Origin of the sequence: Rhodococcus sp. AD45-ID, from assembly GCF_003023755.1 — a bacterium.
Classification (GTDB): Bacteria; Actinomycetota; Actinomycetes; order Mycobacteriales; family Mycobacteriaceae; genus Rhodococcus_F; species Rhodococcus_F globerula.
Window position 1 is genome coordinate 527987 of the sequence record NZ_PYHL01000001.1, and the last position, 25770, is coordinate 553756.

Sequence of the window (25770 nt, forward strand, 5' to 3'; positions counted from 1 at the left end):
AGACGCACCACAGTAGTGGCACGCACAGGCTCTGTAAGGCAGGGTAGGTCAATGTCTTCGAAAAGTTCGACATCCAGCCAGGCCGCCGCACTTCGACTTTCCGCTCTACTGCTCGGCGCGGGAACCATGCACTTTGTTGCGCCATCGTTCTTCGACAGCACCGTCCCCCGCCAACTCCCCGGCGAAGCCCGTACATACACCCAGGTATCCGGTGTCGCAGAATTGGCAATCGGGGCCGCTCTGGCCATTCCGAAAACTCGCCGATTGGGAGCCGGTCTGGCAGCAGCGCTATTTGTTGCGGTGTTCCCCGCCAACATTCAGATGGCAGTGGACTGGTGCCGCAGCAACAAGACGTCCACTGCGCAGAAGGTCGGTTCGATCGCGCGCCTTCCAGTGCAAATCCCCTTGGTGACCGAAGCTCTCAAGGCGCGTCGTAACGCCGGCTAGCTCGAGCTGTCCTCGCGGGCTCCTGCCGTGCGGATGAGGTGCGCCAGCGCTTCACCGTCCGGCAGGTTCTCGGGCGAGATGGTGCGGCCGGTCCGCACGTAGTGGAATGCCGCGCGAACCTTGCGCAGTGGAAACTCTTCCTTCCGTCCCGACGCGCGGGCGCGCGCGGACATCAATTCGCCCCACGCCACGCGGTAGGCGGCCAACTGCATGACCACAGCATCTTCGTTGGCGGCGGACGGTTCAGCTCCGGTCTTCCAGTCGATGACCGTCCAGCCGCCGTCCGAGTCCGCGAACACCGCGTCGATTCGGCCGCGCAAAACCGTTCCGGCGATGGAGGTTTCGAACGGGACCTCCACCTCGACGGGACTGCGGTTAGCCCACGGAGAACGCAGGAACGCATCCTGCAGTTTGATCAGATCGGTTTCCGGGCCGGCTCCGGTATCGGCGGCGCCCGGCAATTCGTCGAGATCCAGCAACCGTGTTGCGCCGAAGCGTCGCTCGATCCACGCATGGAATGCCGTACCTCGCCTGGCCAGCGGGTTCGGTGGATACGGAAGAGGCCGACGCAATCGAGCCGCGAGTTCGTCGGGATCAGCTTTGAGGTCGACCAACTGTGTCACCGAAAGTTGTGCCGGGAGAATCACTTCGGCACGAGCATTGGCGCGGGCCTCTCGTTCTGCCAGGAGCACCGTCACATCCGACGCCCAATTCTCCGGGTCGTCTTCAGGGTCGACTTCAGCGTCGTCAGGGTTGGTTTCAGTGGGCTTCGCCAGCTCTGCCAGTACAGCGGCTGCGCCGGCCTCCACCGCGCCGCGCCGTGAACCGAGCGGATCCGGTGGCCACTGAGCAGTTCTCGGTGTGGATGCCAACGGATTCTCGGTGTCGGGTTCGGGGTCCGGCGCCCAGGTCTCGACAACGCCGATGTCCCCGGTTTCGGTAACCGTCTGGTGCAGTTCGGCCAGGAACTCCGACGGCCCTTTGGGTTCGGCTCCCGACTCGGCCCAGTGGTGCGCCGAAATAAACAGTGCCCGTTCGGTTCGCGTGAGAGCAACGTAGAACAGGCGCCTGTCCTCGTCGAGTCGGCGATCTCCGAGAGCCTGCTTGTGCGCGTCGATCGCGTTCTGCAGATCCTTGCGGTTGTAGACATTCTCGAGGTCGAGCACGGGAACACCGTCGGCCGAATCTGCGTCGACGGCACGGTCACCACGCAGCGAAGGCGGCAATTCTGCAAGCGCTCCCAGCCACGAACCGGACGCCGTCGAGGACGGGAACACACCGTCGCTGACGTGCGGAACGGCAACAACTTCCCATTCCAGTCCCTTCGCGGAGTGCACCGTCAGAATCTGGACCCGATCCGGCGCCACCTCCACTTCGCCGGGCGTCAGCCCTTTTTCGATCTGTTCGGCGGCTGCGAAGAACGACAACATCCCAGTGAGATTGGCGGTGGGACGCGTCGCGTAGTTGGCAACAACATCGGCAAAGGCGTCGAGGTGCTCACGACCTGCGGTACCAAGCACACCGAGTCGCGTCCGTGCACCGGCCTCGATTCCGATGCCGAGCACCCGCTCGACCTCTGCCACCAATTCTGTGAGCGGTTGTCCGATGCGTTCACGCAACGAGGCCAGCTCACCGGCCACGGCGCCGATTCGCGCATAGCCGAGCGCCGAATAGTTCTCGGCCGGACCAGGATCCGATATCGCATCGACCAGCCCCGCCTGCTCGGCCTGCTCACCGGGCAGTGAATCCTGCACGGCCTCGGCCAACGCAGCCGAATCGGTGACGGCACCCGCCGTACCGTAACCCGCAGAAATCGCAAGCTCCCGAGATCGCTTCGACAGTGCGGCAACGTCCTTGGCACCGATCTGCCAGCGCGCCCCCGTCAGCAGGCGCACCGCGGCGCTGCCCGCCAACGGATCGGCTACTACCCGCAGCATCGCAATGACGTCGGCAACTTCGGGGGTGTGCAGGAGTCCACCGAGGCCGACCACCTCGACCGGCAAGCCGGCTGCTCGCAGTGCTTCGGCCAGCGGCGCGGCGTCGGCATTGCGACGGATCAGCACCGCTGCGGTAGGCGGCGGTCGATCATCGGCGCGCGCAGCGTCGTACTGCTCGGCAATTTTCTGCGCCACCCACTCTCGTTCCTGCTCGACGTCAGGCAACAATGCGAGCCGGACATCGCCGGCAACTGCCCCAGGCCGGGCTCGCAAGGTGCTGACGGCAACCCCGCGTCGACGAAGCGGCGCAGACGAGAGATTGGCAAGTTCGAGTGCCTCCGGCGGATTGCGCCAGCTTGTCAACAATTCGAGGGTCGGAGCCGGGTTTCCGTTCGCGAGTGGGAAATCCGTCGCAAAGCGTGGGAGGTTGGCTGCCGATGCGCCGCGCCACCCGTAGATGGACTGCATCGGATCGCCGACGGCTGTCAAAGCCAGGCGGGCGTCAGTGCCGCCGCCGAACAACGAGGACAGCAACACTCGCTGAGCGTGACCGGTGTCCTGATACTCGTCGAGGAGCACCACCCGGAAGCGACTCCGTTCTGCTTCTCCCACTTCGGGGTGCCCCGAAGCAACGCGCGCCGAGAGAGACATCTGACTACCGAAGTCGAGGGCTCCTTCCCACCGCAACGTCTCGGACAACCTCGCAACCAGCGGCAGGAGTTCGACACGCTTGTGCTGGACCTCGAGGTATCCGAGCAGTTCCTTGCTCGGTCCGCCGCGCTGCTTCGGCCCGGCAGGCAACGTGTGGATCAACGCGTCGAGTTCCGCGTGCGCACCGCGCAGTTGATCTGGGTCCACAAGATGCTCGGACAGCTGACCGGCCAGTGCCAGAACGGTTTCGGTGATCGACCCCGGATTCTTGTCGGTATCGAGATCACCGTCCCAGCCGCTGACAACTCGGTGCGCGACCTGCCACAGTTCCGTCTCCGAGAGCAGAGTCGCCGACGGTTCGATAGGCAGAAGAAGCCCGTGTTCGGACAACAGCCGGCCCGCATACGCGTGATACGTGCTGACCTCGGGTTCGCCGGCCAGTATCCGCGCACGCACTCCCCCGGTGGGGTCGAGGGCGCGCAGAACATCGGAACCGACAAGCCGGGCAAGGCGCTTGCGAATGCGAGTAGTGAGCTGCTGCGCGGCTTTTCGGGTAAACGTCAGACCCAGCACGGCCTCGGGGTCGACAAATCCGTTGGCCACCAACCAGACGACGCGGGCAGCCATTGTTTCGGTCTTGCCGGCGCCGGCGCCGGCAACAACCAGCGTCGGGCCCAGTGGTGCGGCGATGACCGCGGCCTGTTCCGGCGTCGGCGGGTGCTGGCCGAGAGCGAGCGCAAGATCGACCGGGCTGATCTTGGGTCGCCGCGCCTTGGACGCCATCTAGGAACTCACCTGCCGTCCTTCGTCGTGGGCGGGGCAACTGGACCGCACCGGGCAGTGGCGGCATCCGTCGTTGACCCGTGCCAGATACTGCGGCCCCTGCGTTGCGGCAGCGGCATTGTGGATGACATCACGCCACATCTCGACGGCCTCGGCGGTCAGCGGCGGCTGAACACGCTGCGTCGCACCGTCTTTCTTGTTGGACTTCGCCACGAATACCAGCCGGGCCCCACCGGGTTGCGTCGCAGGCTCGCCCGCTATCGCCCCTTCCGCTGCCGCCACCTGATAGGCCGCCAATTGCGCATGGGACTGCGCCGCGTCGTTGCTGACCGGGTTTCGCGCAGTCTTCACGTCGATGACGACAGGACGCCCCTCGGTGTCGCGCTCGAGTCGATCGATGCGGCCGCGGAGCTTGACGGCCGGCTCCCCCTCCTCGCGCGGTTCGAGAATGCCCTCGACCGCGACCTCCACACCGACTTCGGTGAGTTCGCCGCGGGTGGAACTCATCCAGGCCGTGAACGTGGCCAGCATCTCGCGGGTGCGATTGAGTTCCCGGCGCGAGTACCACTGCGAACCCAAGTCGATGGATTCCCAGGCATTTTCGAGTGCCTTCTCGACCTGATCCGGTGGTATACGCCCGGCGAGTGCCTGAACGAGAGTGTGGACGAGCGTGCCCGCGATGGCATGGGTGTTGTCGCCATCGGAACCGCCATGACGTTCGAACACCCAACGCAGCGGACATGTTTCGAGCAACTCGATGGTGGACGGCGAGAGCGCCACCGGGCCGTCCTCCGGCTGCCACAACGGTTCGACAGTGCTGGGCGAGCTGGTGCCGTACCACTGATCGGGGTGCGCGCCGCGCACTCCCGCTGCGGCCAGCCGCGCCAATTGACGAGCTGCACGCGCGTGCTTCTCGGGATCGCCCGCGGCGAGGTCCGGATCGCAGACCACACTGCGCAATTGGGCGACCAACGCCGGCAAGGACAACACCCGGGTGTCACCGGGTTCGGGAGCGGGCACCGCCGGTTCACCTGCGCCGTCGTCATCGAACTGATCGCCGCGCAGAAGCTCGTCGACAAATCGTGACGGCACCAGATCGGTATCACCCGAGGCGGATTCGACGGCTGTCACCAACAACCGGCGGCGTGCGCGAGAACATGCCACCAGGAAGAGTCGACGCTCCTCGGCCAGCAGCGGCGCAGTTCTCGACAACCGCTCTTCGGCGGAATCGCTGCCGTCCGACACACCGTTGATCAAATCGATCAGCGCCTCCGTCCGAAGGAGCGAACCGCGTGCCCGCAAGCTGGGCCACAGCCCTTCCTGAACACCGGCCACCGCGACAACAGCCCACTCACGTCCGGCCGCTGCGTGCGCACTGACAACAGTGACCGCATCCGGCGCGATCACCGAGCGCGAGCGCGAATCGGTGGGGATCTCCTGACTGGTGAGGTAGTCGACAAAACCCGCGAGCTGCGAACGCGGCAAGCGGTCCACGTAAGTGGCTGCGGCATCGAACAGCGCAACTACTGCGTCGAGGTCGCGATCTGCCTGCGAGCCGATCGGACCGCCGCGCGCCGACGCGGCCGCCCAGCGGCGTTCGAGCCCGGTGGCCTGCCACGCCGCCCACAGGACTTCCTCGACGCCGAGTCCACGATCGAGCGGCACGCGGGCTTTGCGCAATACCGACAGCACTCGATTCAGCGCGGCAGATTCGACGTCGGTCAGCTTTGCGGTCAATCGCTTGGATTGCGCTCGGTCTTCGTCGATCAGGATGAGCCGCAACAGTTCTGCGGACTCGCGATCCTTCCCCGAAGCAAGTTCGATGCGGCGCAGACCGCGCCGCAACCGCCGCAGTGTCACCGGTTCGGCGCCGCCGACGGGGCCGGACATGAGCGCCAAGGCGTCGTCGCCGGTGAACCCGTCTCGCCCGAGCGCCCGAAGTAGCAGGAGTAGCCCGGACACTCCGTGTTGACGGGCAAGTGGGAGTTCGGTGGCTGCGGTGGTGACTGGGACGCCTGCCGCCAGCAAGGCACGTCGAAGCGGAGCCAAGGTTCGCGGAACCGAACGCACGATGACGGCCATGTCGGACCACGCAATGCCGTCGAGGAGGTGCGCGCGCCGCAAGGTGTCCGCGACCACTGCCGCTTCCTTGGCTGTGGTGCCCAAGACTCGCACCGACGCGTGAGCGGGATTGTCATCAGACAGGTCGGCGGGTACCGCAATCCGGTGAGCGAGGTTGCCGGGCAATCGTGCGGCGACCTTCGCCGCAATGGCCGCGACGTCGGCGTTGTTGCGGTACGTAGTGGGCAGGATGACTGCCCGCTCGTCGCCCTTGTCCGCCAGGTCGAGCAGGAAACGGGAATCAGCCCCGCGGAATCCGAACACGGACTGATCCGGGTCGCCGGCGATCACCGTCGTTGCCGTTCCGGTTCCGATCAGCCGAACCAATTGCGCGGCTTGCGGATCCAAGTGTTGGGCATCATCGACAAGGAGGTGACGGATGCGGGCGCGCTCGGATCGCAACAACTCGGGGTCCGTGGCAAACGCGGTGAGCGCAGCACCGATCAACTCGGCGGCATCAAGTGCCGGCGCCGTCGCCTCCGGGGCTTCGACGCCCACGGACGCGCGCAACAGAACTCCCTGCTCGTACACCTCGGCGAATCGTCCGGCAGCCACCCATTCCGGACGGCCTTTACGCTTGCCGAGCTTGATCAGATCTTCCGGTCCGAGGCCGCGTTCGTTGGCGCGCAACATCAGATCGCGCAGTTCGACGGCAAACCCGTTCATGGCCAGCGCCGGCCTCAGCCGCTCCGGCCAGTACCGCGCGCCGTCCTCGATGTCGCCGCGCAACATCTCACGCAACACCGCGTCCTGTTCGGCCCCGGTGATCAAACGCGGCGGAGCGTTGCCGTGCGCTGCTGCCTGCAACCGCAGCACCGCAAACGCGTAGGAGTGCACGGTGCGGACCAGCGGTTCCCGAGTTGCCTGCGGGCCACGCTCGCGTTCGAACCCGAACAGGCCCGCGGTGATCTGTTCGCGCACCGCTGTTGCCGCCCGACGCGACTGTGTGAGGACCAGAACGGATTCCGGGTCTTCGCCGCCGGAAATCTTGGCAACCGCCAGATCGACCAGTAGTGACGACTTGCCGGTTCCCGGACCGCCGAGCACCTGCCAGGGATTCCACTGCTCACCGCCGAAGGCCAGCATGAACGGATCGTCGGCGGGCTCCGCGAACAATTGCGCAGCGGCGGCGTCCCACTTCCGCGGAACGAGTGAGGGCGCGGCCCGGTGCACCAACCGCGCCCGCGGGATGGTGTTCTTGGTGCGCGCCGGCGGTGGCGCCACAATCGTCTCACTCACCCAGGCATTCCATCAGAGGGCACCGACACGGCACACATCGCCCGCGTCGGGCAAGATTGGCCTGTGCCCGCACTCCACACCTATCTGTACGGCCCGGCCGGTGCGCCGGAGATACTCTCGTTGCACGGTCTGACCGGCCACGGCCGACGGTGGCAGTCGATGGCCGAGAATCAGCTCCCCGACGCTCGCTGGATCGCTCCCGATCTGCGTGGTCACGGCCGCTCGACCTGGTCTCCCCCGTGGAATATCGAGGCGCATGTTGCCAGCCTGATCGATACCCTGGACGAGCATGCGTCCGGCCCGGTCCTGATCGTTGCCCACTCGTTCGGTGGCGCTCTGGCGCTGCATCTCGCGGCGACTGCGCCGGACCGCGTCCGCGGATTGGTATTGCTCGATCCTGCTATCGGACTCGATCCGGAGTTCATGGGCCGAGTGGCCGAACTCACCATCGGTTCACCGGATTACACGGATGCAGCCGAGGCGCGTTCGGAAAAGGTTCACGGCTCGTGGGGAGAAGTTCCCCCGGCGGTACTGGACGAGGAATTCGAAGAGCATCTGATCCACCTCGACAACGGACGCGTCAACTGGCGACTCTCCACTCCCGCCGTCGTCACAGCGTGGGGAGAACTCGCTCGGCCACCGGTACTGCCACCGAGTTCCATGCCGACGGTGATCGTCCAGGCCATGAAGGTGCAACCGCCGTACGTCACCGACGAGTTCCGCACGGCAATCACCGAGCACCTCGGCCCGAACCTCACCCGCGTCGAGTTCGACTGCGACCACATGGTGCCGCACGTGCGCGCCGACGAGGTTGCGGCCCTGATCCGCAAACTACTCTGAGACTCAGACAATGGCCGCCACCACGGACGAACAGATCGAAGAGGTCCGCCGACTCGTCGCGTCCATACCCGCCGGATGTGTCGCCACCTACGGCGATATTGCCGATGCTGTAGGGCTTTCCAGCCCACGCACGGTCGGGTGGATCATGCGTACCGACTCCTCGGATCTCCCCTGGCATCGGGTTCTGGGTGCATCCGGGAAACCCGCAGCGCACCTGGCGCATCGACAGATTGCGAAGCTGGAATTGGAGGGCGTGCCGATCAAGGACGGCCGGATCGACATGGCGCGCGCACGGCACACCTTCCCGTAAGGCAGCATGGACGCATGAACGCCCATCCGCCTACCTGTGCGCTGATACTTGCCGGCGGACGCGGCACCCGGATGGGTGGTGTCGACAAACCCGGACTTGTGGTGCACGGTCACCGTCTGCTCGACATTGCACTCGCTGCAACAGCACATTTAGGCACGACGGTGGTGGTCGGACCGCATCGCGACGACCTCGACACCGGGGTCGTGCAAACCCAGGAGTCGCCAATCGGCGGTGGGCCGGTGTCGGCACTCTGGGCAGGATTGAACGCCGTTGAACTACCCGACGACGCAGTAGTGGTCGTCCTGGCAGCCGATCTGCCACACGTCAGTCGCGGGGTCGTCGACTCCCTGATCGACTCAACGTCACACCTGGGCCCAGTGACGTGCGCGGTCGACGAGAACAACCGAACGCAATTTCTGTTGTCCGCCTGGGTATTCCATGAACTACGTGAGCGCATCGCGACACTTCGGGAGAGTGCCGGTCTCGACAATCAGCCGATGAAGAAGCTACTGACCCAAGGATTCTCGGCACTCCAGGTGAGTGGCACAGCCGATTGCGACACTCCCGAGGATCTCGAACGGGCACGGGAGCTACCTCGACTGACAATCGCGGGGGCCCGCGCCGCGGTTCTGGAGTCGCTCACACCACTGCGCCCCCGCCGAGCAGTGCTGGCCGAAAGCTTCGGCGCGACGCTCGCCGAACCTCTTGTTGCACAGGGTGATCTACCGCCATCTCCTGTCTCCGCGATGGACGGCTATGCCGTTGCAGGTGACGGCCCCTGGCGGATTCGCCGGGAAGTCCGCGTCGCCGGCGCCGACGCCACTCTCGAGTTGGCAGACGGTGAAGCAATCCGCATCGCGACGGGCGCACACCTTCCCACCGGCGCAAGCGCAGTATTCCGGGACGAACACGTGGTCGCCGATGGCACTCCCCCATTACTGACGCTGTTGCCGAACACACCGCAGCGCAACGACGCTCGGCCGCAGGGCGAAGACTGGACCGTCGGTTTCACCATCGCACCGGCAGGTACACCGGTGACACCGGTACTCGTCTCCGCGGCCACCAGCGGTGAAGTTGTCGAAGGCCTGGTTCGCGGCCCGGTGCGTGCGCGGGTCGTGACAACGGGCGACGAAATCCGACGAGACGGGCCACTGCGCGAAGGCCAGACACGCGATTCCATCGGCGGCATCCTCCCGCTTCTTCTCGGGCGATGCGGCGCGGCATGCATCTCCGACACCCATTTACGCGATACCGCAGATGGTTTCGAGACCACTCTGGGTGCTGACGACGGCGCCGATCTCATCGTGATCGTCGGTGCGACGGGCGGCGGCGCTGCCGACGAAATGCGCTCTGCCCTTGACCGTCTCGGTGCCCACATTGTTGTCGGCAGGGTCGCGTCGCGTCCGGGCGGTTCACAGATCACGGCAGTCCTGCCCACCGGAAAGGTGGTGCTCGGCCTTCCCGGAAATCCTTATGCAGCAGTGACCACACTGTTGACAATGCTGCCCACCATTGTCAGTGCGCTCACCGGGCGAACTCCGTTGCCGCCGTTGCTCGGAGTGGTCGCGAATGCCTCCGAGGTCAGTTCCGATGCCGTGCGACTACTTCCGGTCACGCAGACCGATGACGGCCGCTGGCACGCAGACCCTTCGGTTCGCACCTCACATCTGGCGGGCTTGATAGGCAAGGCAGCGTTTGCGCTTGTGCCCGCATCGGCACCCGACAACGTCGTGGCCGAACTCGTTCTGCTGGGATAAGGCTCACCATTCCTGGTACGACGTCGACGGCGCACTGGTCCCGAGCAGCCTCAGATCACCGCAACGCCGCGGCGAGCCGCCGAATACCGGTCGACCACAAGGTCCACGACACCGGGATCTACTCCGAGAGGTTCGGTGACGCCGTCAGCGCCTGCCGCACCAAGACGTTCGTGAAACAATCCGTGTGCAAGAAGATATGACGCGATGAACACGCGGTGCGCGCCGCGAACTCGGGCTGCTGCAACAACATCCACCACCTTGGGTGTTCCGGTTGCGATATACCCGATATCGACTCGCGTGTCGGCCTGCTCCGCCAGCATCAGGGCGGCGCGCTCGACATCGCGGAGCGCGCGCGAATCGGAAGATCCTGCTGCGGCAAGGACTATCGCGTCGCCGCTGCGCCAACCGGCATCGCGCAATCGGCGCATCAGGACACTGGCCAACGCGGGATCGGGACCGAGCGCAGGCGTGACCGTGACGCCCTGGTGCCCACTGCCTTCCACTTCGCGTCGCACATCGGTGTGAACGTGATATCCCGACGCCAGGAACGCGGGCACGAGAATTGCCCGGCCGGGGATGTCGCGGAGAACCTCCGACGGCGACGGACCCAGGACGTCGACAAAGGCCACCCGAGTTGCACCTACCCTGGTACTGACCGCTTCGGCCAGTGCGGCAATCATTTCCACGCCCCGCGCACTTCGTGTGCCGTGCGCTACGAGAACCAGGACGTCGCTAGAGTTCTGCGTATTCGGTGGGATCGAGTGCAAGACGATAACCTCGTTTCACAACGGTTTGAACGGCTTTGGGAGCGCCGAGGCACGCGCGCAGGCGTGCGACGGCGGTTTCGACGGCGTGTGTGTCGTCGCCGCTGCCCGGAAGGGCGGCCAACAGTTCGGCACGAGAGACGACGTGCCCCGGCCTCGCTCCGAGAGATCGCATGAGAGACATACCGGCCGGCGACACTGCTCGGACTTCACCGTCTACGACAACGCAACCACCGCGGATACTGATTTCGTGGTCACCCGCCTGAATACGGTTGGCACGCTGCGGAAGTTCGTCGACAATGTGTCGCGCCAAGGCTCCAAGGCGAGCCCTGGCCGGTGCTGTGGTCGGGACCTGCAATGCCTCCAGCGGCGCGGAGGTCACCGGTCCGACGCACACTGCCGTCACCGGTCCGCGCATGGCATCGAGAATGCTGTCGAGTCGCCCCGTCGTATCGGCCCGCATCAGGATCGACGCCACCGCCGGTGCACTCGTGAAGCTGACAGCATCAATTGCAGATGACGCGATGGCCTCGATCATCCGGTCGAGCAGAGTCGGATCTTCCGGAGGTTCCCAGCGGTAGACCGGCACCGCGATGACCTCGGCACCCGCGTCCCGCAGCACCTGACAGAAATCGGGGATCGGTTCCCATTCCGTAGTGGCGCCGTGCAACTGGACGGCAATGACCTTTCCCGCAACCCCCTCCGCAAGCAGGTGTTCGAGTACTTCAGCCGACGATTCGGAGGCCGGAGACCATTCTTCGCGCAGGTCCGCTGCGCGAATCGCACCTTTGGCCTTGGGCCCACGGGCCAGTAGACGTGCCGAAGTCAGTGCCGCGGAGAGATTCTCGGCCTCACCCCACCCGTCCGCAGCTTCGAGCCAACCACGAAATCCGATACCGGTCGTGGCAACAACCACCTCGGGCGGACTCGCGATGATCTGCTGCGTCACCCGCTCCAATTCACGGTCGTCGGCGAGTGGGATGATGCGAATAGCCGGAGCGTGCACCACTTCTGCTCCCCGACGAGTCAGCAGCATCGCAAATTCATCGGCACGGCGCGATGCCGTGATCCCGACCGTGAACCCCGCTAGTGGCATGTTGTCATTCACGAGACGGATTCGACAGCCCGAATAGTGCTGTGCACCTGCACCACGCCGGCCCAGACCCTGATCTCGTACACCGGAAGCGACACCGATTCGTCGTCGAGTGCCCGGCCGTCGACCAGCGAGAACGCCTGCTTGAGCAACGGCGACACCACGATCGGCTCACCGTCACGGTCTCCAACCAGTCCGCGTGACATCACCGAGGCACGTCCGTAGGGATCGAAGTTGCCGACGGCACGCAAGGTGCCGTCCTCGAGGAGGAACAGCGCCACCTGCTCACCGCCGCGGAGCAGCACTGCTACCCCGCGTCCAGGGATGAGGTGACTCAGTGGGCACGCCGAAGTCCATTCCAGTCGTTCGGAATCCAGCTTGGCGATCTGCGCATCGATGACACTCATCGAAGTCCTCCTGTCGATCCGGCGACAACGCCGCACGGGTTCTTGTATTAGTTTGTACGGACCCCGTGTTACCCACGGGTTACGCAGCGATTACCGGCGCGTAGGGATGCTCGGCATTCCCATCAATACGGGAACCTTGCGCACTCCGGTCTCGTCGAACACGACCGTCGGGTCGGCTTCTTCCGGCGCATTGACAAACGACACGAACCGCGACAACTTCTCCGGATCACCGAGCACACCGGCCCATTCGTCCTGGTAGCCCTCGACATGCTTGGCCATCAGCGCCTCGAGTTCCTCGCCGATACCCAGGCTGTCCTCGCAAATCACCGACTTGAGGTGGTCGAGTCCGCCGTCCAGCGAGTCCACCCACGGTGCGGTGCGCTGAAGTCGATCAGCCGTGCGGATGTAGAACATGAGATAGCGGTCGATGTACTTGACCAGGGTGACGTCGTCGAGGCCACCAGCGAGCAACTGAGCATGCTTGGGTGACTGTCCGCCGTTGCCGCCCACATACAGATTCCAACCGTTCTCCGTCGCGATGACGCCGACGTCCTTGCCACGGGCTTCGGCGCATTCGCGGGCACATCCCGAGACGCCGAACTTGATCTTGTGCGGCGATCGCAGACCGCGGTAGCGGTTCTCGAGGTCGACGGCCATTCCTACCGAGTCCTGGACGCCGTAGCGGCACCAGCTCGATCCGACGCAACTCTTGACCGTTCGCAGGGACTTGCCGTACGCCTGTCCCGACTCCATTCCCGCATCGACCAGGCGCTTCCAGATTGCCGGCAACTGCTCGACTCGAGCGCCGAACAAGTCGATGCGCTGGCCGCCGGTCACCTTGGTGTACAGACCGAAATCACGCGCCACCTCACCGATCACGATGAGCTGTTCTCCCGTGACCTCGCCGCCGGGCATGCGCGGTACGACCGAGTACGTACCGTTCTTCTGAATGTTGGCCAGGAAGTGGTCGTTGGTGTCCTGCAACGACGCCTGCTGACGGTGCAGGATGTGATCGGAATCCGTGGACGCCAGGATCGACGCGACGACGGGCTTGCAGATATCGCAACCGGAACCCTTGCCGTACTTGGCAATCAGAGCCGAGAAGGTTCGAGTTTGCGTCGACTGCACGATCTGGAACAACTCTGCGCGTGACTGCGCGAAGTGCTCGCAGAGCGCCTTCGACATCACGACGCCCGAATCGGCGAGCAACTGCTTGACAGTCGGAAGGCAACCGCCGCAGGTGGTTCCCGCGCTGGTGCATGCCTTCACAGACGCGATGTCGCACGCGCCCGCCGCGATCGCGCCGCAGATGGCACCCTTCGTCACGCCGTTGCACGAGCACACCTCGGCATCATCCGGCAGCGATCCCGCACCCGGCTTCTCCCCGGCAGGCGAGATCAATGCCGCTGGGTCACCGGGCAGTTCGCGACCGACCAGCGGTCGCAGTGACGCGTACGCCGACGCGTCCCCCACAAGAATTCCGCCGAGCAGGATCTTCGCGTCGTCCGAGACGACAAGCTTGGCGTAGGTTCCCTTGGCTGCATCGCTGAGGACCACTTCGAGAGCACCGGGCGAGGTGGCCATTGCGTCACCGAAGCTGGCGACGTCGACACCCATGAGCTTGAGCTTGGTGGACATGTCGGCACCCGGAAAATCTGCGGCGCCGCCGAGCAGACGGTCGGCCACGATCTCGGCTGTCGTGTAGCCGGGAGCGACCAGTCCGTAGCAACGGCCTTCCACCGCAGCACATTCACCGACGGCGTAAATGTTCTCATCCGAGGTGACACAGCCGAGGTCGGTCAGGATTCCGCCGCGCTCACCCACTGCGATGCCGGCGTCGCGAGCCAGCTGATCGCGCGGACGAACTCCGGCCGAGAAGACCAGCAACGACGCGTCGATGGTGGAGCCGTCGGACAGTTCGACCACAATTCCGTTGTCGGCCTGCGAGATTCCCGCCGTTCCGACACCCGTGTGGACGGTGAGCCCCAACTCGGTGACGAGTCTAGCGAGCAGAGCGCCTCCGCCCTCGTCGACCTGCATCGGCATCAGACGCGCATTGTGCTCGACGACGTGTGCCGTCATTCCCATGAGCGAGAGAGCATTTGCGGCCTCGAGTCCGAGAAGACCACCGCCGACCACTACACCGACTGCGCCCTTGCCGGCTTTCTCGGCGGCAGCGCGGATACCGTCCAGGTCGTCGAGTGTGCGGTAGACAAAGCATCCGTCGGTGTCGTGACCGGGTACCGGCGGAACAAATGGGTATGAACCCGTCGCCATCACCAGTGCGTCGTAGGAGAGCGTGTCGCCGGTGGTTGTCGTGACCGTGCGTGCATCTTTGTCGATCGAGAGCGCGCCTTCCCCCACTCGAAGGTCGACCAGGCTGTCGCCGATGTAATCGTTGCCGGCCAGCGCCAATTCCTTGGGGTCCCAGGCTCCGACGTACGAGGACAGCCCGACTCGGTCGTACGCTGCGTACTGCTCGTCGCAGAGTACGGTCACCGACCAAGTGTTTGCCTCGTCGCGCGAACGGAGCGCCTCGACGAAGCGGTGTCCGACCATTCCGTGTCCGATGACAACAACCGACTTGCTCATGACGCGCCTACTTCCTGATGTAACGAGAGAGTTCTGGAGATTCTGCGAGCCGGGCGTTATGCCGTGACCGCAACCTTCGCGTCGTCGACGTCTGTGGTGAGCGTGGACGGCTTGCGCAGGAAGACGAACCAGGTCACTGCGATGCAGGCGATGTAGAAGGCGAGGAACACCCAGAACGCCATCGTCGCCGACTTCGCGGGGCTGGTGTACGACGCGCGCAGCACCAGGTTGATGCCGACACCGCCCAAACCGCCTACCGCACCGGCAAATCCGATGAGAGCACCGGAAATACTGCGCGACCACGTTGCCTTCTCCGCCCGATCCATGTGGTCGAAGCTCTGCGCCTTCGCCTCGAAGATCGCGGGGATCATCTTGTAGACCGATCCGTTGCCGATGCCCGAGAGCAGGAACAGTGCGATGAATCCGAGAACGAACGTCACCATGATCCCGGCACTTGCGACGCCTGCGGTGTTGTCGTCCATCGTTCCGGCCGTCACGAGGACCGATGCCGCGAAGGCCATGCCGACAAACGTCCACATCGTGATCTTTCCGCCGCCGATCCGGTCGGCGAGTTTGCCACCGAGGGGGCGAGCGATCGAACCGAGGAGAGGACCGATGAAGGCGATCTGGGCTGCATGCAGCGCCGCCGCAGCCGGAGTGGCACCGCCGGCGAGGAAGTTGATCTGCAGAACCTGACCAAAGGCGAAGCTGAATCCGATGAACGAACCGAACGTGCCGATGTACAGGAAGCTGATCACCCAGGACTCGGAGAACTTCAGCGCCGTGGCCATCGAGCGCAGGTCAGACTTCTGGTTACCCAGGTTGTCCATGAACAGTGCAGCACCGACGGCAGCAGCAGCGATGAACACGAGGTAGATGGCGCACACGATCCACGGCGCACGGTTACCGACGGTGGCGATCACCAACAGGCCGATCAGCTGGATCATCGGAACACCGATGTTGCCGCCGCCCGCGTTGAGACCGAGCGCCCATCCCTTGAGCCGCTGCGGGTAGAAGGCGTTGATGTTGGTCATCGACGACGCGAAGTTACCGCCGCCGATGCCTGCGGTAGCCGCCACCAACATGAACGTGGTGTACGACGCACCCGGGTTCATCATCAGGTACAGCGTGAGAAGTGTTGGTATGAAAAGGAACAGCGCACTCATGACGGTCCAGTTGCGACCGCCGAAACGCGCGGTTGCAACCGTGTACGGAATGCGGAGGATGGAACCCACCAAGGTGGGAACCGCGACGAGGAAGAACTTTCCGGCCGCGTCGATGCCGTAGATATCAGTGGGCATGAACAACACCATGACGGACCAGATCGACCAGATCGAGAAGCCGACGTGTTCGGCTACCACTGACCAGATCAGGTTTCGCTTCGCGATGTCCTTGCCGCCGGATTCCCAGGCGTCGACGTCCTCTGCATCCCAATGCTCGATGTAATGACTCACCAGGGCCTCCTGAATGTGTGGGAGACCTAAAGGTAGAAAACGGTTATTGCGCCGGTGCTGCGCGCGGTGACCGAGAAGTCAATTGATCCTCACCCGGTAACAGGACTTGATGTGAGGACTATCGGGCGTGCCAGGAGTCCTCGAGCATCCGCGGCTTGCAGGCCTGATATGCACCGACCAGCACTACGACGACGGCAACGACGAGCAGTCCGAAGGGTGCCGCATATCCATCCGTCGCATCGTGAAACACGCCGAACAGCAACGGTCCGAGGCACGCCACTGTGTAACCGATGCCCTGCGTGAAGCCGGACAATGCCGATGATCCGACGTGCGAACGAGTGCGGAGGTTGATCAGCGTCAGCGCCATCGGGAACGTACTCGGACCAAGACCCAGAACGACAACCCAGACGATCGGCGCGGCCATCGGCGCGAAGTACAGGCCGGCAAAGCCGATCAGATAGCAAGCAGCACAGACGATCACCACGGGGAACGGATTAGCGATACGAGCGCAGAGCGTCGGCGCACCGAAAGCCGCGACCAGACCCATCACCGAGAAGACTCCGACCATGGTTCCACCGAAGGCATCACTGGCACCGGCGTCGGCGAGGATCGACGGAATCCAGGTGAACATCGAGTACGTGATCAGCGAGGTCATACCGAACATGCCGGCCATCCCCCACGCAACGGGTGAACGCCACACCTGACCGCGGCGACTCGCGTCGACTGCCGGTGCAACAACTGTCTCGGCTTCGGCTTTCCGCGAGCGTGCCAGGGTGATCAGCCACGGTACGGCCGCGGCAAAGCCGAATGCAGCCCACCATCCGATGGAGAACCGCCATCCGAAGGCGTCGGCCACGGGAACCGCGACAAATGCCGGAACGATGGTGCCGATCTGCACGGCGACGATGTAGACCGAACTCATGGTGGCAAGACGATCGGAGAAGTATCGCTTGACCAACGGCGGGATCACGACATTGCCGATACCCATGCCCGCCAACGCGAGAGCCGAAAGGGCCAGCAACGACCACGTCTGAGACATCATGGCGCGCAACAGCATTCCGACGGCAGCCATGATCATGGCCAGCAACGCGGTGCGTTCGAGGCCGAGGCGCTTGGCCAGGGCAGGCGTGAGCAGACCGAAGACGGCGAACATCGCCGTCGGCACCATCCCGAAGACACCGACCACCGAACCGGAGAAACCGAACTCGTCTTGGATCTGCGACGCAAGCGGAGAGAACGACGTCACCGCAAGTCGCAGTACGAGCGCAGACATCGCGATGGCAGCGAATACGAGCACACGGCCTTTGACGAGCGGGCGGCGTTCTGTTCTCTCCAGTTGAGCAGTCACCGAGAAATCATAGGATGACCGGACGAAATGACACAAGGGAGATAATCTAGCGTCACCACCGATCAGTTACCGGAAACCGAGGAACACCACGTGCAACCAGTTCGACGCGCCAGCCTCATCTCACAGGTCACCGAACAACTCCGCGACGAAATACGGAGCGGAACGTGGCCCGTCGGAACAAGGATTCCCACCGAACCCGAACTGACCGAACTGACCGGCACCGGGCGGAACACCGTGCGCGAGGCTGTGCAAGCACTCGTGCACGCGGGCATGCTCGAGCGCCGACAGGGCTCGGGAACATACGTTGTGGCACTCACCGATCTCGGTGGCACCCTCGGCAACTACTTCGCCGGAGCGCACGAGCGCGACGTACTCGAACTGCGTCGAGCACTCGACATCACCGCTGCGACACTCGCCGCCGCCCGGCGCACCGATGACGACGTCGCCGAACTGACACGCCTACTCGCGGTCCGGGCAGCAACCTGGGAGGGTCACGACACCACAGCGGCCGCCGTGGCCGACGCGGCACTGCACCGCGCGATTGTCGCAGCCAGCCACAATGCGGTGTACCTGGAGTTCTACGACTCCCTGCTGCCCGTCATCGAATCAACGATCCATCAGCACATCGACGCCACCGGAGAAGGATTCCACAGCCGGCATCAGAACCTCGTGACGGCGGTCATCGCGGGCGATACACGGGCCGCATCGGATGCAGCGCGTGATCTGTTCGAAGGCCTGGTCGCCGACTTCGGCTGACCACGCGAGCTAGAGAAGCAACCGGACGATATCGGAGGTTCGGGCCAGCCCGGGAAACGCGTCCGCCGTCGACCGGGGATGCAGAACATGAACAGCCAACCGGAACATCACGGCTCGAAGCAGCATCTGCGGCCACTCCGGCAGATCCTCCCACCGGCCTACCAGTGCCTCGTCGGCGCCGCCCCACGAGATGGCGTCGACAACCGCGACAGCTGCGGCCCAGGCCGCCGGTCGCCAGTACGGCGTGATGTCGGTGATCCCGGGAGCCATGCTGCCCGAGAACAGAACGGTGCCGAACAGATCACCGTGCACCAATTGATCAGGACTCTGAACCGGTTTACGGAGAGTGGCCAGACCCGCGATCAGTTCGAGGCTCTTACGCCCGTCGGGAGTCGGCGACTCGAGCTGCTCGACGCCCTTCGCAATTCTCAGCGGAACCGTTTCCCAGGCCGCGCGGTCAGCGGCAACAAACACGTCGACCTCCGCCCACGGTGGGACCGGGGGCTGCGCCAGGAATCGCGGACGCTCCAGCGACGCCGTAGCAGCGTGGAGCCGGCACGACATGGAAACAACCTCGTCGTGCCGCGGTTCAGGTGTTCCGACGATGAAAGTGTCGGCGCGCCAACCGGATACGACATACCTGCCGTCGGTCGATCGGACCGGACGGGCCAAACGCACCCCGTCGACTTCGAGATTCTCACGCACTTTTGCCGACCAGGCCGCGCGCGCATGATCCGCGACGGCAGAAAGGACGACGTCTCCACACAACCAACCGCCGTCCCAATCCGCACCGAGTGGGATGGGCTCGACTTCGCGGAGGCCGAAGGTGGAGCACACGTGTTGGGGAGGTTGGCCTGTGCTCACCACCCCAACGCTACCGGTGCGAACCCGCTACGGGGTGCAAGGCACGCCTAGTAGAGCGGCAGAGAAGTATCCACCTGTTTCGCCCACGCGACCGCGCCGCCCTGCACATGAACGGCATCCGCGAACCCGGCGCTCTTGAGGACGGCAAGCGCCTCAGCCGACCGGATACCGGTTTTGCAGTACAGAACTATCTGCTTGTTCTGCGGCAACGACGCCAACGCTTCACCCGAGACAATCCGGCCCTTCGGAATCAGAACCGCCCCCGGCAGGTGCATGATGTCCCACTCGACGGGTTCTCGCACGTCAACGAGCTGCAACTCGCGACCGCTCTCGATCAGCTGCGCGAGTTCCGGCGCCGTGATCGTCGACTGCGCCACTGCCGCGCTCGCCTCCTCGGACACCACACCGCAGAACTCGTCGTAATCGATCAGTTCCGTCACCGGCGCCCGCGACGGGTCACGTTGCAACCGAATTGTGCGGAATGTCATCGACAACGCGTCGTACATCATCAGGCGACCGAGCAACGGTTCGCCGATTCCCGTGATCAGTTTCACGGCCTCCGTGGCCATGATCGAACCCACAGTCGCCGGCAGGACACCGAGCACACCACCCTCCGCACACGACGGCACCATGCCTGGCGGCGGAGCTTCGGGGTACAGGTCCCGATAGTTCAGGCCCACACCGCCCGGCGCGTCTTCCCAGAACACGGAGACCTGGCCTTCGAAGCGATAAATCGAACCCCACACGTACGGCTTACCGGCGATGACGGCGGCATCGTTGACGAGGTACCGCGTCGCGAAGTTGTCGGTGCCGTCGAGGATCAGGTCGTACTCGGAGAACAGTTCGACCGCGTTGGAGTTGTCCAGGCGGAACTCGTGCAAGCGCACGTCGACGTGGTCGTTGATCTCGAGGATCGACTCGCGCGCACTGACCGCCTTGGAGCGGCCGACGTCCGAGCGGCCGTGAATGACCTGCCGTTGCAAGTTCGACATGTCGACTTCGTCGAAATCGACGATGCCGATCGTTCCCACTCCCGCCGCAGCGAGGTAGAGCAATGCCGGCGAGCCGAGTCCGCCGGCACCGATGAACAGGACCTTCGCGTTCTTGAGCCGCTTCTGACCCGACATCCCGACGTTCGGAATGATCAGATGCCGGCTGTACCTCGCGACTTCTTCCCGGCTCAACTCAGCGGCAGGCTCCACCAGAGGTGGCAGGACGACGGGTGATGCGGACACGAACGAACTCCTGAATTATCTACTTACGCTCTCGGATACGGCCACGGATTGAAACGGCAGGTCAGTCCGTTCATCGGTACGACGCCGTCGGGATCGAGGACCGCGATGTCGTTATTGGCGGTTCCGAACGTCTGCTGCATCATGATCGGCGCCAAACCACCTTCGGTTTCGCACGGCTGATGTTGGGCGTATCCAATGGCATGGCCGACTTCGTGGTTGATCTGATACTGCCGGTACGAACCGATGTCACCCTGGAACGAGATTGCTCCGCGAACCCATCGCGGCTCGTTGAGCAGGACTCGATCCATACCCGGGTTGTAGCACGAGCCTTCGAGTTCGATCTCGTATCCACAGCCGTCGCGAATGGTCATCTGAGAAGTCAACGAGATGCGGAAATCGGGCGAACCGGAATCGATACGCCGGAATGCGACCTTCGGATCGTTGGTCCAACTCTTGGGATTGGCCAGCGTCTGATCGATCATCCGGCCGTACGACTCGTCGCCGCCGAATCCGGTGGTGTCGACGCCGTCCTCGATTTCGACGGTGTACGTGAACTCACGCTCGGTGCCCTGCCCGACCTTGCCCGTAGTTCCGGGGACTATGTGCCACGTGCCACCACCGGTGACCGCAAACGGTCCCCCATCCGGAAGTGCTCCGGACGGTATCGATGCCGCGAACTCGCCGTCGGCGGCCGGCGGAGCCCCGATGACATCGGTCCCGTCGGTGCTGTGCGCGAGGTCGGCAGTAGCCGTCGTAGACGACGAGGAATCCGTGACGGGGTCCGCACGCAGAGCGTCGAAGATGACAAAAATCGTCAGAATCGCGAGCACGGGAATCGCGTACGCACGCCACCCGTACGTCGCAACGAACTTGCCGAGCCGACTCTGCTTACGGGCACTGCGATCCGGCCGTGGGGTGCGTGGGGTCTTGCCCACCTGCCTCTTCGTGGGATCCCACTGCGCTCGCAACGGCTGGTGCGACGCAATTCCTCGGTAGTCGCGCTCTCCGTACATCCGGTCCTCGGGCGCACGGCTCTCACCGTCTTGGTTGCCCCACGGCTCGCTCACTCCGCTGCGCATTCGAAGCTCGTCACGGTCAGGGTTCTGCGTAGTTCGTCCACGCATGCGCGGTCCCCCTGGGTCAGTCACGGCTCCAGAATCTCACATCCCGCAAGCGGCAGTCTCCGACCGCACGAAACCCGCAGGCAAGGGCGTGTCAGATGTGCCATCCACCACATCACGCCGCGCGAGGTTCCGCTTGCCGAGACGAAAAAACGCGAGCGCGCGACACACGGTATCGTTCATGCAGCTACGGCTGATGTGACGGAGGATACTGGCGAGTACGCATTCGCGACTCGACATATTCGTGCCGCGGCCGAATTTTACTTTTGCTCAGATTGGACAGCGACATGACAGAACTCGCGGATCGGACAGAATCCGATCGCGGTACATCGGCCGGTAAGCCGGCTGGAACCCGTCGCAGCACCCGCCTTCCGCGAGATGCACGCCGGCTCCAGCTCCTCGCCGCTGCCAGCGAGGTGTTCGTAGCCAACGGCTACCACTCTGCGGGTATGGACGAGATCGCCGAATGCGCAGGCGTGAGCAAGCCGGTCTTGTACCAGCATTTCCCAGGCAAACTCGAACTGTATGTAGCGGTTCTGCAGAGTTACGTCGACAGCCTTATCTCCGGTGTCCGCCAAGCCCTGCGCTCGACCACCGACAACAAACAGCGTGTGCGTGCCGCTGTTCAGGCATTCTTCGATTTTGTCGACAACGATTCACAGGGCTTCCGCCTCGTCTTCGAGTCCGACATCATGGGTGAGCCGCAGGTGCAGACGCGGGTCGAGCAAGCCACCGAAGCGTGCGTCGACGCAGTCTTCGACCTGGTCAGCCACGATTCCGGCCTCGACCCCTACCGGGCGCGCATCCTTGCCGTCGGCCTGGTCGGCGCCAGCCAGTTCACGGCTCGCTACTGGCTGGAAGCAGCTCGCCCGATCCCCAAGGAAGAAGCCATCGAAATCACGGTGACCCTGGCCTGGGGCGGTCTCTCGAGAGTGCCCTTGCAGTCCTGAAGACACAGCAGTCCTGATCTTTACGGCAGTCCTGTTTCTTACAGAAAAGGGCGGGCAGTCTCAGCTGAGACTGCCCGCCCTTTTCTTACCTAACGCATCAGACGGTAGGCGCAAACCCAACCTTGCGAATATCGGACGGCCCGATTTCCACATATGCGACGCGGCTCGCCTGCACCAGGAACTTGCGGCCCTTGTCGTCGACGAGCGAAAGAACCGGCTCGCCGCCACCGAGGACGCCTGAGACCAATGCCTCAACCTCGTCCGGGGTCTGTTCGCTGTTGACGATGAGCTCACGCGGGCTGTCGATTACACCGATCTTGACCTCCACGGTCAACCTCCGAACTGTTCGTGAAATACATCAGCTGTCCTGGCCAGGCTAATGCAGCATCACTCCCACATGCTCGCTGCCGCGCTGTGCCGATAGCGAACAGGCTCAGACCAGTCCGAGCGTGGCCATGCGCTCGGCATGCTTTTCCTGCATACCGTCGAACAATGCGACCACACCGTTGAGATCACCGGAGGCGGAAATCACCAGGTCCGTGAGATCGTCGCGCTGCGCGAGAACAAACTGTGCCTGCGTAATCGCCTCACCGAGCAGCCGGCGTCCCCACAGCATGAGGCGGTCCTTGACCCGGCTGCTCGACTCCACGGCGGCCTTCACTTCGAGGACCACGAATTCGGAATGCCCGGTCTGGGAGAGAACGTCCTCGACGATCTCGGCCACGTCTTCCGGTAACGAATGACCGATTTCCCGATAGAAGTCGGCGGCAATTCCGTCGCCGACATAGGCCTTCACGAGGGATTCCATCCACGTCGACGGAGTGGTCGACGCGTGGTAGTTGTCCAGCGCGCGAACGAAAGGATCCATGACCGCAAAGATCTCGTGCCCACGTTCCGTCAGAGCCGCGCTCAACGTCTCGAAGTGCGCCATCTCCGCCGCCGCCATGCTGGCAAAAGCAACCTTTCCATGCAGGTCAGGAGCCATCTGCGCGTCCTCGGACAAGCGATAGAACGCTGATATCTCGCCGTACGCGAGTACCGCGAACAAATCGATCACGCCGGGATGGTCGGAAGGCACCCGGCCGGCGGTTCCAGTGTCAGTCGAAGCATCAAGATCGTGTGCGCCCATGCCTACGAACTCTAGTGCCACATCCCCGCTCGGTCCCCTCGATCACCCCATGTCGACAGGGGTGATCTAGGCCATGCTTTGCTGGGAATTGCCCGGTTACCGTTACAATGGTTTCGGGAGTCCGCTTAGTTTCCCCCGCCCGTTCATTCAGCGGGGATGATCTAGTACTCACGGACCCCACAGATAATGTGCGCGCACCTGCATCGAAGGTTGTTGCCCGCTTCGCCGAGATTTCACGGACGGCATCAGAACATCGGTCCGCGAAACCCCAGTGCTGAGGCGTAGGCAGAGCCGACGAACAAGAGGGCATCGACTTCGGCCGATTTACGGCCAGGCCCCTTACCTTGTGCGTGCGTACCGCAACGAGGAAAGGCTAGTCCCCTGAGCAAGATCACGATCGACCACGAAGACGAAGCAACAGAAAACACCGTGTCCGTCCAGCTCGACGACACCCATGTACCCCCGACGTTTGCCGAACTCGGTGTCCGCGACGAAATCGTCCGCGCGCTGAACGAGATCGGCATCGAACGCACTTTTGCCATCCAGGAACTCACACTTCCGTTGGCTCTCGCCGGCGACGACCTCATCGGTCAGGCCCGCACCGGAATGGGCAAGACCTTCGGTTTCGGCGTCCCGCTGCTGCACCGCATCGCCACTGCCTCCAATGGCACCGCTGCCCTCGACGGCACGCCCCGCGCCTTGATCATCGTCCCGACCCGCGAACTGTGCATCCAGGTTGCTCGCGACCTCGAGAACGCCAGTAAGTACCTCCGCGTCGGCGATCGCGGTCTCCAGGTTCTGCCCATCTACGGCGGCCGTCCCTACGAAGCTCAGATCTCGGCACTCCAGAAGGGCGTCGACGTTGTTGTCGGCACCCCGGGCCGCCTGCTCGACCTCGCGAACCAGTCGCACCTGATTCTCGGCAAGGTCGGCGTTCTCGTACTCGACGAAGCCGACGAAATGCTCGACCTCGGCTTCCTGCCCGACATCGAACGCCTCATGGGCATGGTCCCCGACAAGCGTCAGACGATGCTGTTCTCCGCAACGATGCCGGGCCCGATCATCACCCTGGCGCGTACCTTCCTGACGCAGCCGACGCACATCCGTGCCGAGGAAGCCGAATCGTCCGCCGTGCACGATCGCACGAGCCAGCACATCTACCGTGCACACGCACTCGACAAGGCCGAGATGGTCGCCCGCGTGCTGCAGGCCGAAGGTCGCGGCGCAACCATGATCTTCACCCGCACCAAGCGCACCGCCCAGAAAGTCGCCGACGATCTCGCCGAGCGCGGCTTCTCCGTCGGTGCCGTCCACGGTGACCTCGGACAGATCGCCCGTGAAAAGGCCCTGAAGGGCTTCCGTAACGGCAAGGTCGACGTTCTTGTCGCCACCGACGTCGCTGCTCGCGGTATCGACATCGACGACGTCACCCACGTCATCAACTACCAGTGCCCCGAGGACGAGAAGACGTACGTCCACCGCATCGGCCGTACCGGCCGAGCAGGACGCACCGGTATCGCCGTCACGCTGGTCGACTGGGACGACATCCCTCGCTGGCAGCTCATCGACAAGGCACTGAGCCTCGGAATTCCCGACCCGGTCGAGACGTACTCGAGCTCGCCGCACCTGTACGAAGAGCTGTCCATCCCGGCCGACGCGAAGGGCACCGTCCGCAAGGCTGCGCCTGCGAAGGCGCAAGCTGCGCCCGAAAAGGCGAGCGCGGACACGAAGGCTGCTGCCGACACCGACGGAAGCGAAGAGAAGGCCGCTCCTCGTCGCAACCGGACCCGTCGCCGTACCCGGGCCGGCAGCGAATCAGCTGACGCAACTCAGACAACTGCACCCACGGCGGATGCTGCTGCACCCGCCGACGATGCTGCCACTTCAGCCGATTCCGACGCCGCATCCAAGCCGCGCCGTCGCCGTCGTCGTCGCCCGGCGCAGGCCGTTGCGGCAGCCGCAGCAGAGTAAG

20 protein-coding genes are annotated in these 25770 nt (G+C 64.0%); 7 read left to right on the forward strand and 13 right to left on the reverse strand.

Annotated elements, in window-relative coordinates; all coding sequences use genetic code 11:
* The first annotated feature begins 51 nt into the window (after nucleotides 1-51).
* Complete coding sequence (locus C7T36_RS02410) at nucleotides 52-447, forward strand: membrane protein (protein ID WP_033231155.1); 396 nt, start codon at nucleotides 52-54, stop codon at nucleotides 445-447.
* Here the strand turns inward: C7T36_RS02410 and C7T36_RS02415 are convergent.
* Nucleotides 444-3818, reverse strand: coding sequence for an ATP-dependent DNA helicase (locus tag C7T36_RS02415; protein ID WP_045070507.1), 3375 nt, complete (start codon nucleotides 3816-3818; stop codon nucleotides 444-446). The genes C7T36_RS02410 and C7T36_RS02415 overlap by 4 nt on opposite strands.
* Complete coding sequence (locus C7T36_RS02420; protein WP_239654804.1) at nucleotides 3819-7178, reverse strand: ATP-dependent DNA helicase; 3360 nt, start codon at nucleotides 7176-7178, stop codon at nucleotides 3819-3821.
* 63 nt (nucleotides 7179-7241) lie between these two features.
* Between C7T36_RS02420 and C7T36_RS02425 the strand changes: the two genes are divergently transcribed.
* Genes C7T36_RS02425 through C7T36_RS02435 form a run of 3 tightly spaced genes read left to right on the forward strand, consistent with a single transcriptional unit; the run spans nucleotide 7242 to nucleotide 10085 of the window.
* Nucleotides 7242-8018, forward strand: a complete 777-nt coding sequence (locus C7T36_RS02425) for an alpha/beta fold hydrolase (RefSeq protein WP_045070510.1) — start codon at nucleotides 7242-7244, stop codon at nucleotides 8016-8018.
* Between the two features lie 10 nt (nucleotides 8019-8028).
* Nucleotides 8029-8328, forward strand: a complete 300-nt coding sequence (locus C7T36_RS02430) for an MGMT family protein (protein ID WP_045070513.1) — start codon at nucleotides 8029-8031, stop codon at nucleotides 8326-8328.
* Nucleotides 8329-8342: 14 nt separating this feature from the next.
* Nucleotides 8343-10085, forward strand: coding sequence for an NTP transferase domain-containing protein (locus C7T36_RS02435; protein ID WP_045070516.1), 1743 nt, complete (start codon nucleotides 8343-8345; stop codon nucleotides 10083-10085).
* 50 nt (nucleotides 10086-10135) lie between these two features.
* On the opposite strand, the gene C7T36_RS02440 is transcribed toward C7T36_RS02435, so the two are convergent.
* From C7T36_RS02440 to C7T36_RS02465, 6 genes are all read right to left on the reverse strand, one after another.
* Nucleotides 10136-10843, reverse strand: a complete 708-nt coding sequence (locus C7T36_RS02440; RefSeq protein ID WP_258190612.1) for a sirohydrochlorin chelatase — start codon at nucleotides 10841-10843, stop codon at nucleotides 10136-10138.
* Nucleotides 10818-11957: a uroporphyrinogen-III synthase gene (locus C7T36_RS02445; RefSeq protein WP_033231160.1), complete on the reverse strand. Its 1140-nt coding sequence runs from the start codon at nucleotides 11955-11957 to the stop codon at nucleotides 10818-10820. The genes C7T36_RS02440 and C7T36_RS02445 overlap by 26 nt, the downstream gene beginning before the upstream one ends.
* Nucleotides 11954-12349, reverse strand: a complete 396-nt coding sequence (gene nirD / locus C7T36_RS02450) for a nitrite reductase small subunit NirD (RefSeq protein WP_033231161.1) — start codon at nucleotides 12347-12349, stop codon at nucleotides 11954-11956. Before nirD ends, C7T36_RS02445 begins: the two co-directional genes overlap by 4 nt.
* 90 nt (nucleotides 12350-12439) lie before the next feature.
* Complete coding sequence (gene nirB / locus C7T36_RS02455) at nucleotides 12440-14941, reverse strand: nitrite reductase large subunit NirB (protein ID WP_045070519.1); 2502 nt, start codon at nucleotides 14939-14941, stop codon at nucleotides 12440-12442.
* A gap of 56 nt (nucleotides 14942-14997) precedes the next feature.
* Entirely contained in the window at nucleotides 14998-16398 is a 1401-nt protein-coding gene (locus C7T36_RS02460; RefSeq protein ID WP_092801120.1) for a nitrate/nitrite transporter, read from the reverse strand.
* 115 nt (nucleotides 16399-16513) lie between these two features.
* On the reverse strand, nucleotides 16514-17743 hold the full coding sequence (locus tag C7T36_RS02465) for an MFS transporter (protein WP_045070522.1): 1230 nt from the start codon (nucleotides 17741-17743) through the stop codon (nucleotides 16514-16516).
* A gap of 90 nt (nucleotides 17744-17833) precedes the next feature.
* Between C7T36_RS02465 and C7T36_RS02470 the strand changes: the two genes are divergently transcribed.
* Nucleotides 17834-18499 (forward strand): FadR/GntR family transcriptional regulator, encoded by a 666-nt coding sequence (locus C7T36_RS02470; protein ID WP_033231164.1) that lies wholly within the window; start codon nucleotides 17834-17836, stop codon nucleotides 18497-18499.
* Between the two features lie 9 nt (nucleotides 18500-18508).
* On the opposite strand, the gene C7T36_RS02475 is transcribed toward C7T36_RS02470, so the two are convergent.
* The 3 genes from C7T36_RS02475 to C7T36_RS02485 are packed head-to-tail and all read right to left on the reverse strand — an operon-like array spanning nucleotide 18509 to nucleotide 21611.
* Complete coding sequence (locus C7T36_RS02475) at nucleotides 18509-19363, reverse strand: TIGR02569 family protein (protein WP_033231496.1); 855 nt, start codon at nucleotides 19361-19363, stop codon at nucleotides 18509-18511.
* A 47-nt stretch (nucleotides 19364-19410) separates the two neighbouring features.
* On the reverse strand, nucleotides 19411-20598 hold the full coding sequence (gene moeZ, locus C7T36_RS02480) for an adenylyltransferase/sulfurtransferase MoeZ (RefSeq protein ID WP_045070524.1): 1188 nt from the start codon (nucleotides 20596-20598) through the stop codon (nucleotides 19411-19413).
* A gap of 23 nt (nucleotides 20599-20621) precedes the next feature.
* Nucleotides 20622-21611: a DUF3152 domain-containing protein gene (locus C7T36_RS02485; protein WP_230589980.1), complete on the reverse strand. Its 990-nt coding sequence runs from the start codon at nucleotides 21609-21611 to the stop codon at nucleotides 20622-20624.
* A gap of 395 nt (nucleotides 21612-22006) precedes the next feature.
* Here C7T36_RS02485 and C7T36_RS02490 point away from each other — a divergent pair, with 395 nt between their 5' ends.
* Nucleotides 22007-22669 (forward strand): TetR/AcrR family transcriptional regulator, encoded by a 663-nt coding sequence (locus C7T36_RS02490; protein ID WP_033231167.1) that lies wholly within the window; start codon nucleotides 22007-22009, stop codon nucleotides 22667-22669.
* 97 nt (nucleotides 22670-22766) lie between these two features.
* On the opposite strand, the gene C7T36_RS02495 is transcribed toward C7T36_RS02490, so the two are convergent.
* Nucleotides 22767-22997: a DUF3107 domain-containing protein gene (locus C7T36_RS02495; RefSeq protein WP_033231168.1), complete on the reverse strand. Its 231-nt coding sequence runs from the start codon at nucleotides 22995-22997 to the stop codon at nucleotides 22767-22769.
* A 105-nt stretch (nucleotides 22998-23102) separates the two neighbouring features.
* Nucleotides 23103-23798: a ferritin-like fold-containing protein gene (locus C7T36_RS02500; protein ID WP_033231169.1), complete on the reverse strand. Its 696-nt coding sequence runs from the start codon at nucleotides 23796-23798 to the stop codon at nucleotides 23103-23105.
* Nucleotides 23799-24227: 429 nt separating this feature from the next.
* Here C7T36_RS02500 and C7T36_RS02505 point away from each other — a divergent pair, with 429 nt between their 5' ends.
* Nucleotides 24228-25769: a DEAD/DEAH box helicase gene (locus C7T36_RS02505; RefSeq protein WP_239654805.1), complete on the forward strand. Its 1542-nt coding sequence runs from the start codon at nucleotides 24228-24230 to the stop codon at nucleotides 25767-25769.
* Nucleotide 25770 lies beyond the last annotated feature (1 nt).

What these genes read in the sequence shown, in the direction of transcription:
- C7T36_RS02410 (WP_033231155.1), top strand. Translation starts at nt 52, where the DNA reads ATGTCTTCGAAAAGTTCGACATCCAGCCAGGCCGCCGCACTTCGACTT.
- C7T36_RS02415 (WP_045070507.1), bottom strand. Translation starts at nt 3,818, where the DNA reads ATGGCGTCCAAGGCGCGGCGACCCAAGATCAGCCCGGTCGATCTTGCG.
- C7T36_RS02430 (WP_045070513.1), top strand. Translation starts at nt 8,029, where the DNA reads ATGGCCGCCACCACGGACGAACAGATCGAAGAGGTCCGCCGACTCGTC.
- C7T36_RS02435 (WP_045070516.1), top strand. Translation starts at nt 8,343, where the DNA reads ATGAACGCCCATCCGCCTACCTGTGCGCTGATACTTGCCGGCGGACGC.
- nirD (WP_033231161.1), bottom strand. Translation starts at nt 12,349, where the DNA reads ATGAGTGTCATCGATGCGCAGATCGCCAAGCTGGATTCCGAACGACTG.
- nirB (WP_045070519.1), bottom strand. Translation starts at nt 14,941, where the DNA reads ATGAGCAAGTCGGTTGTTGTCATCGGACACGGAATGGTCGGACACCGC.
- C7T36_RS02485 (WP_230589980.1), bottom strand. Translation starts at nt 21,611, where the DNA reads ATGTACGGAGAGCGCGACTACCGAGGAATTGCGTCGCACCAGCCGTTG.
- C7T36_RS02490 (WP_033231167.1), top strand. Translation starts at nt 22,007, where the DNA reads ATGACAGAACTCGCGGATCGGACAGAATCCGATCGCGGTACATCGGCC.
- C7T36_RS02500 (WP_033231169.1), bottom strand. Translation starts at nt 23,798, where the DNA reads ATGGGCGCACACGATCTTGATGCTTCGACTGACACTGGAACCGCCGGC.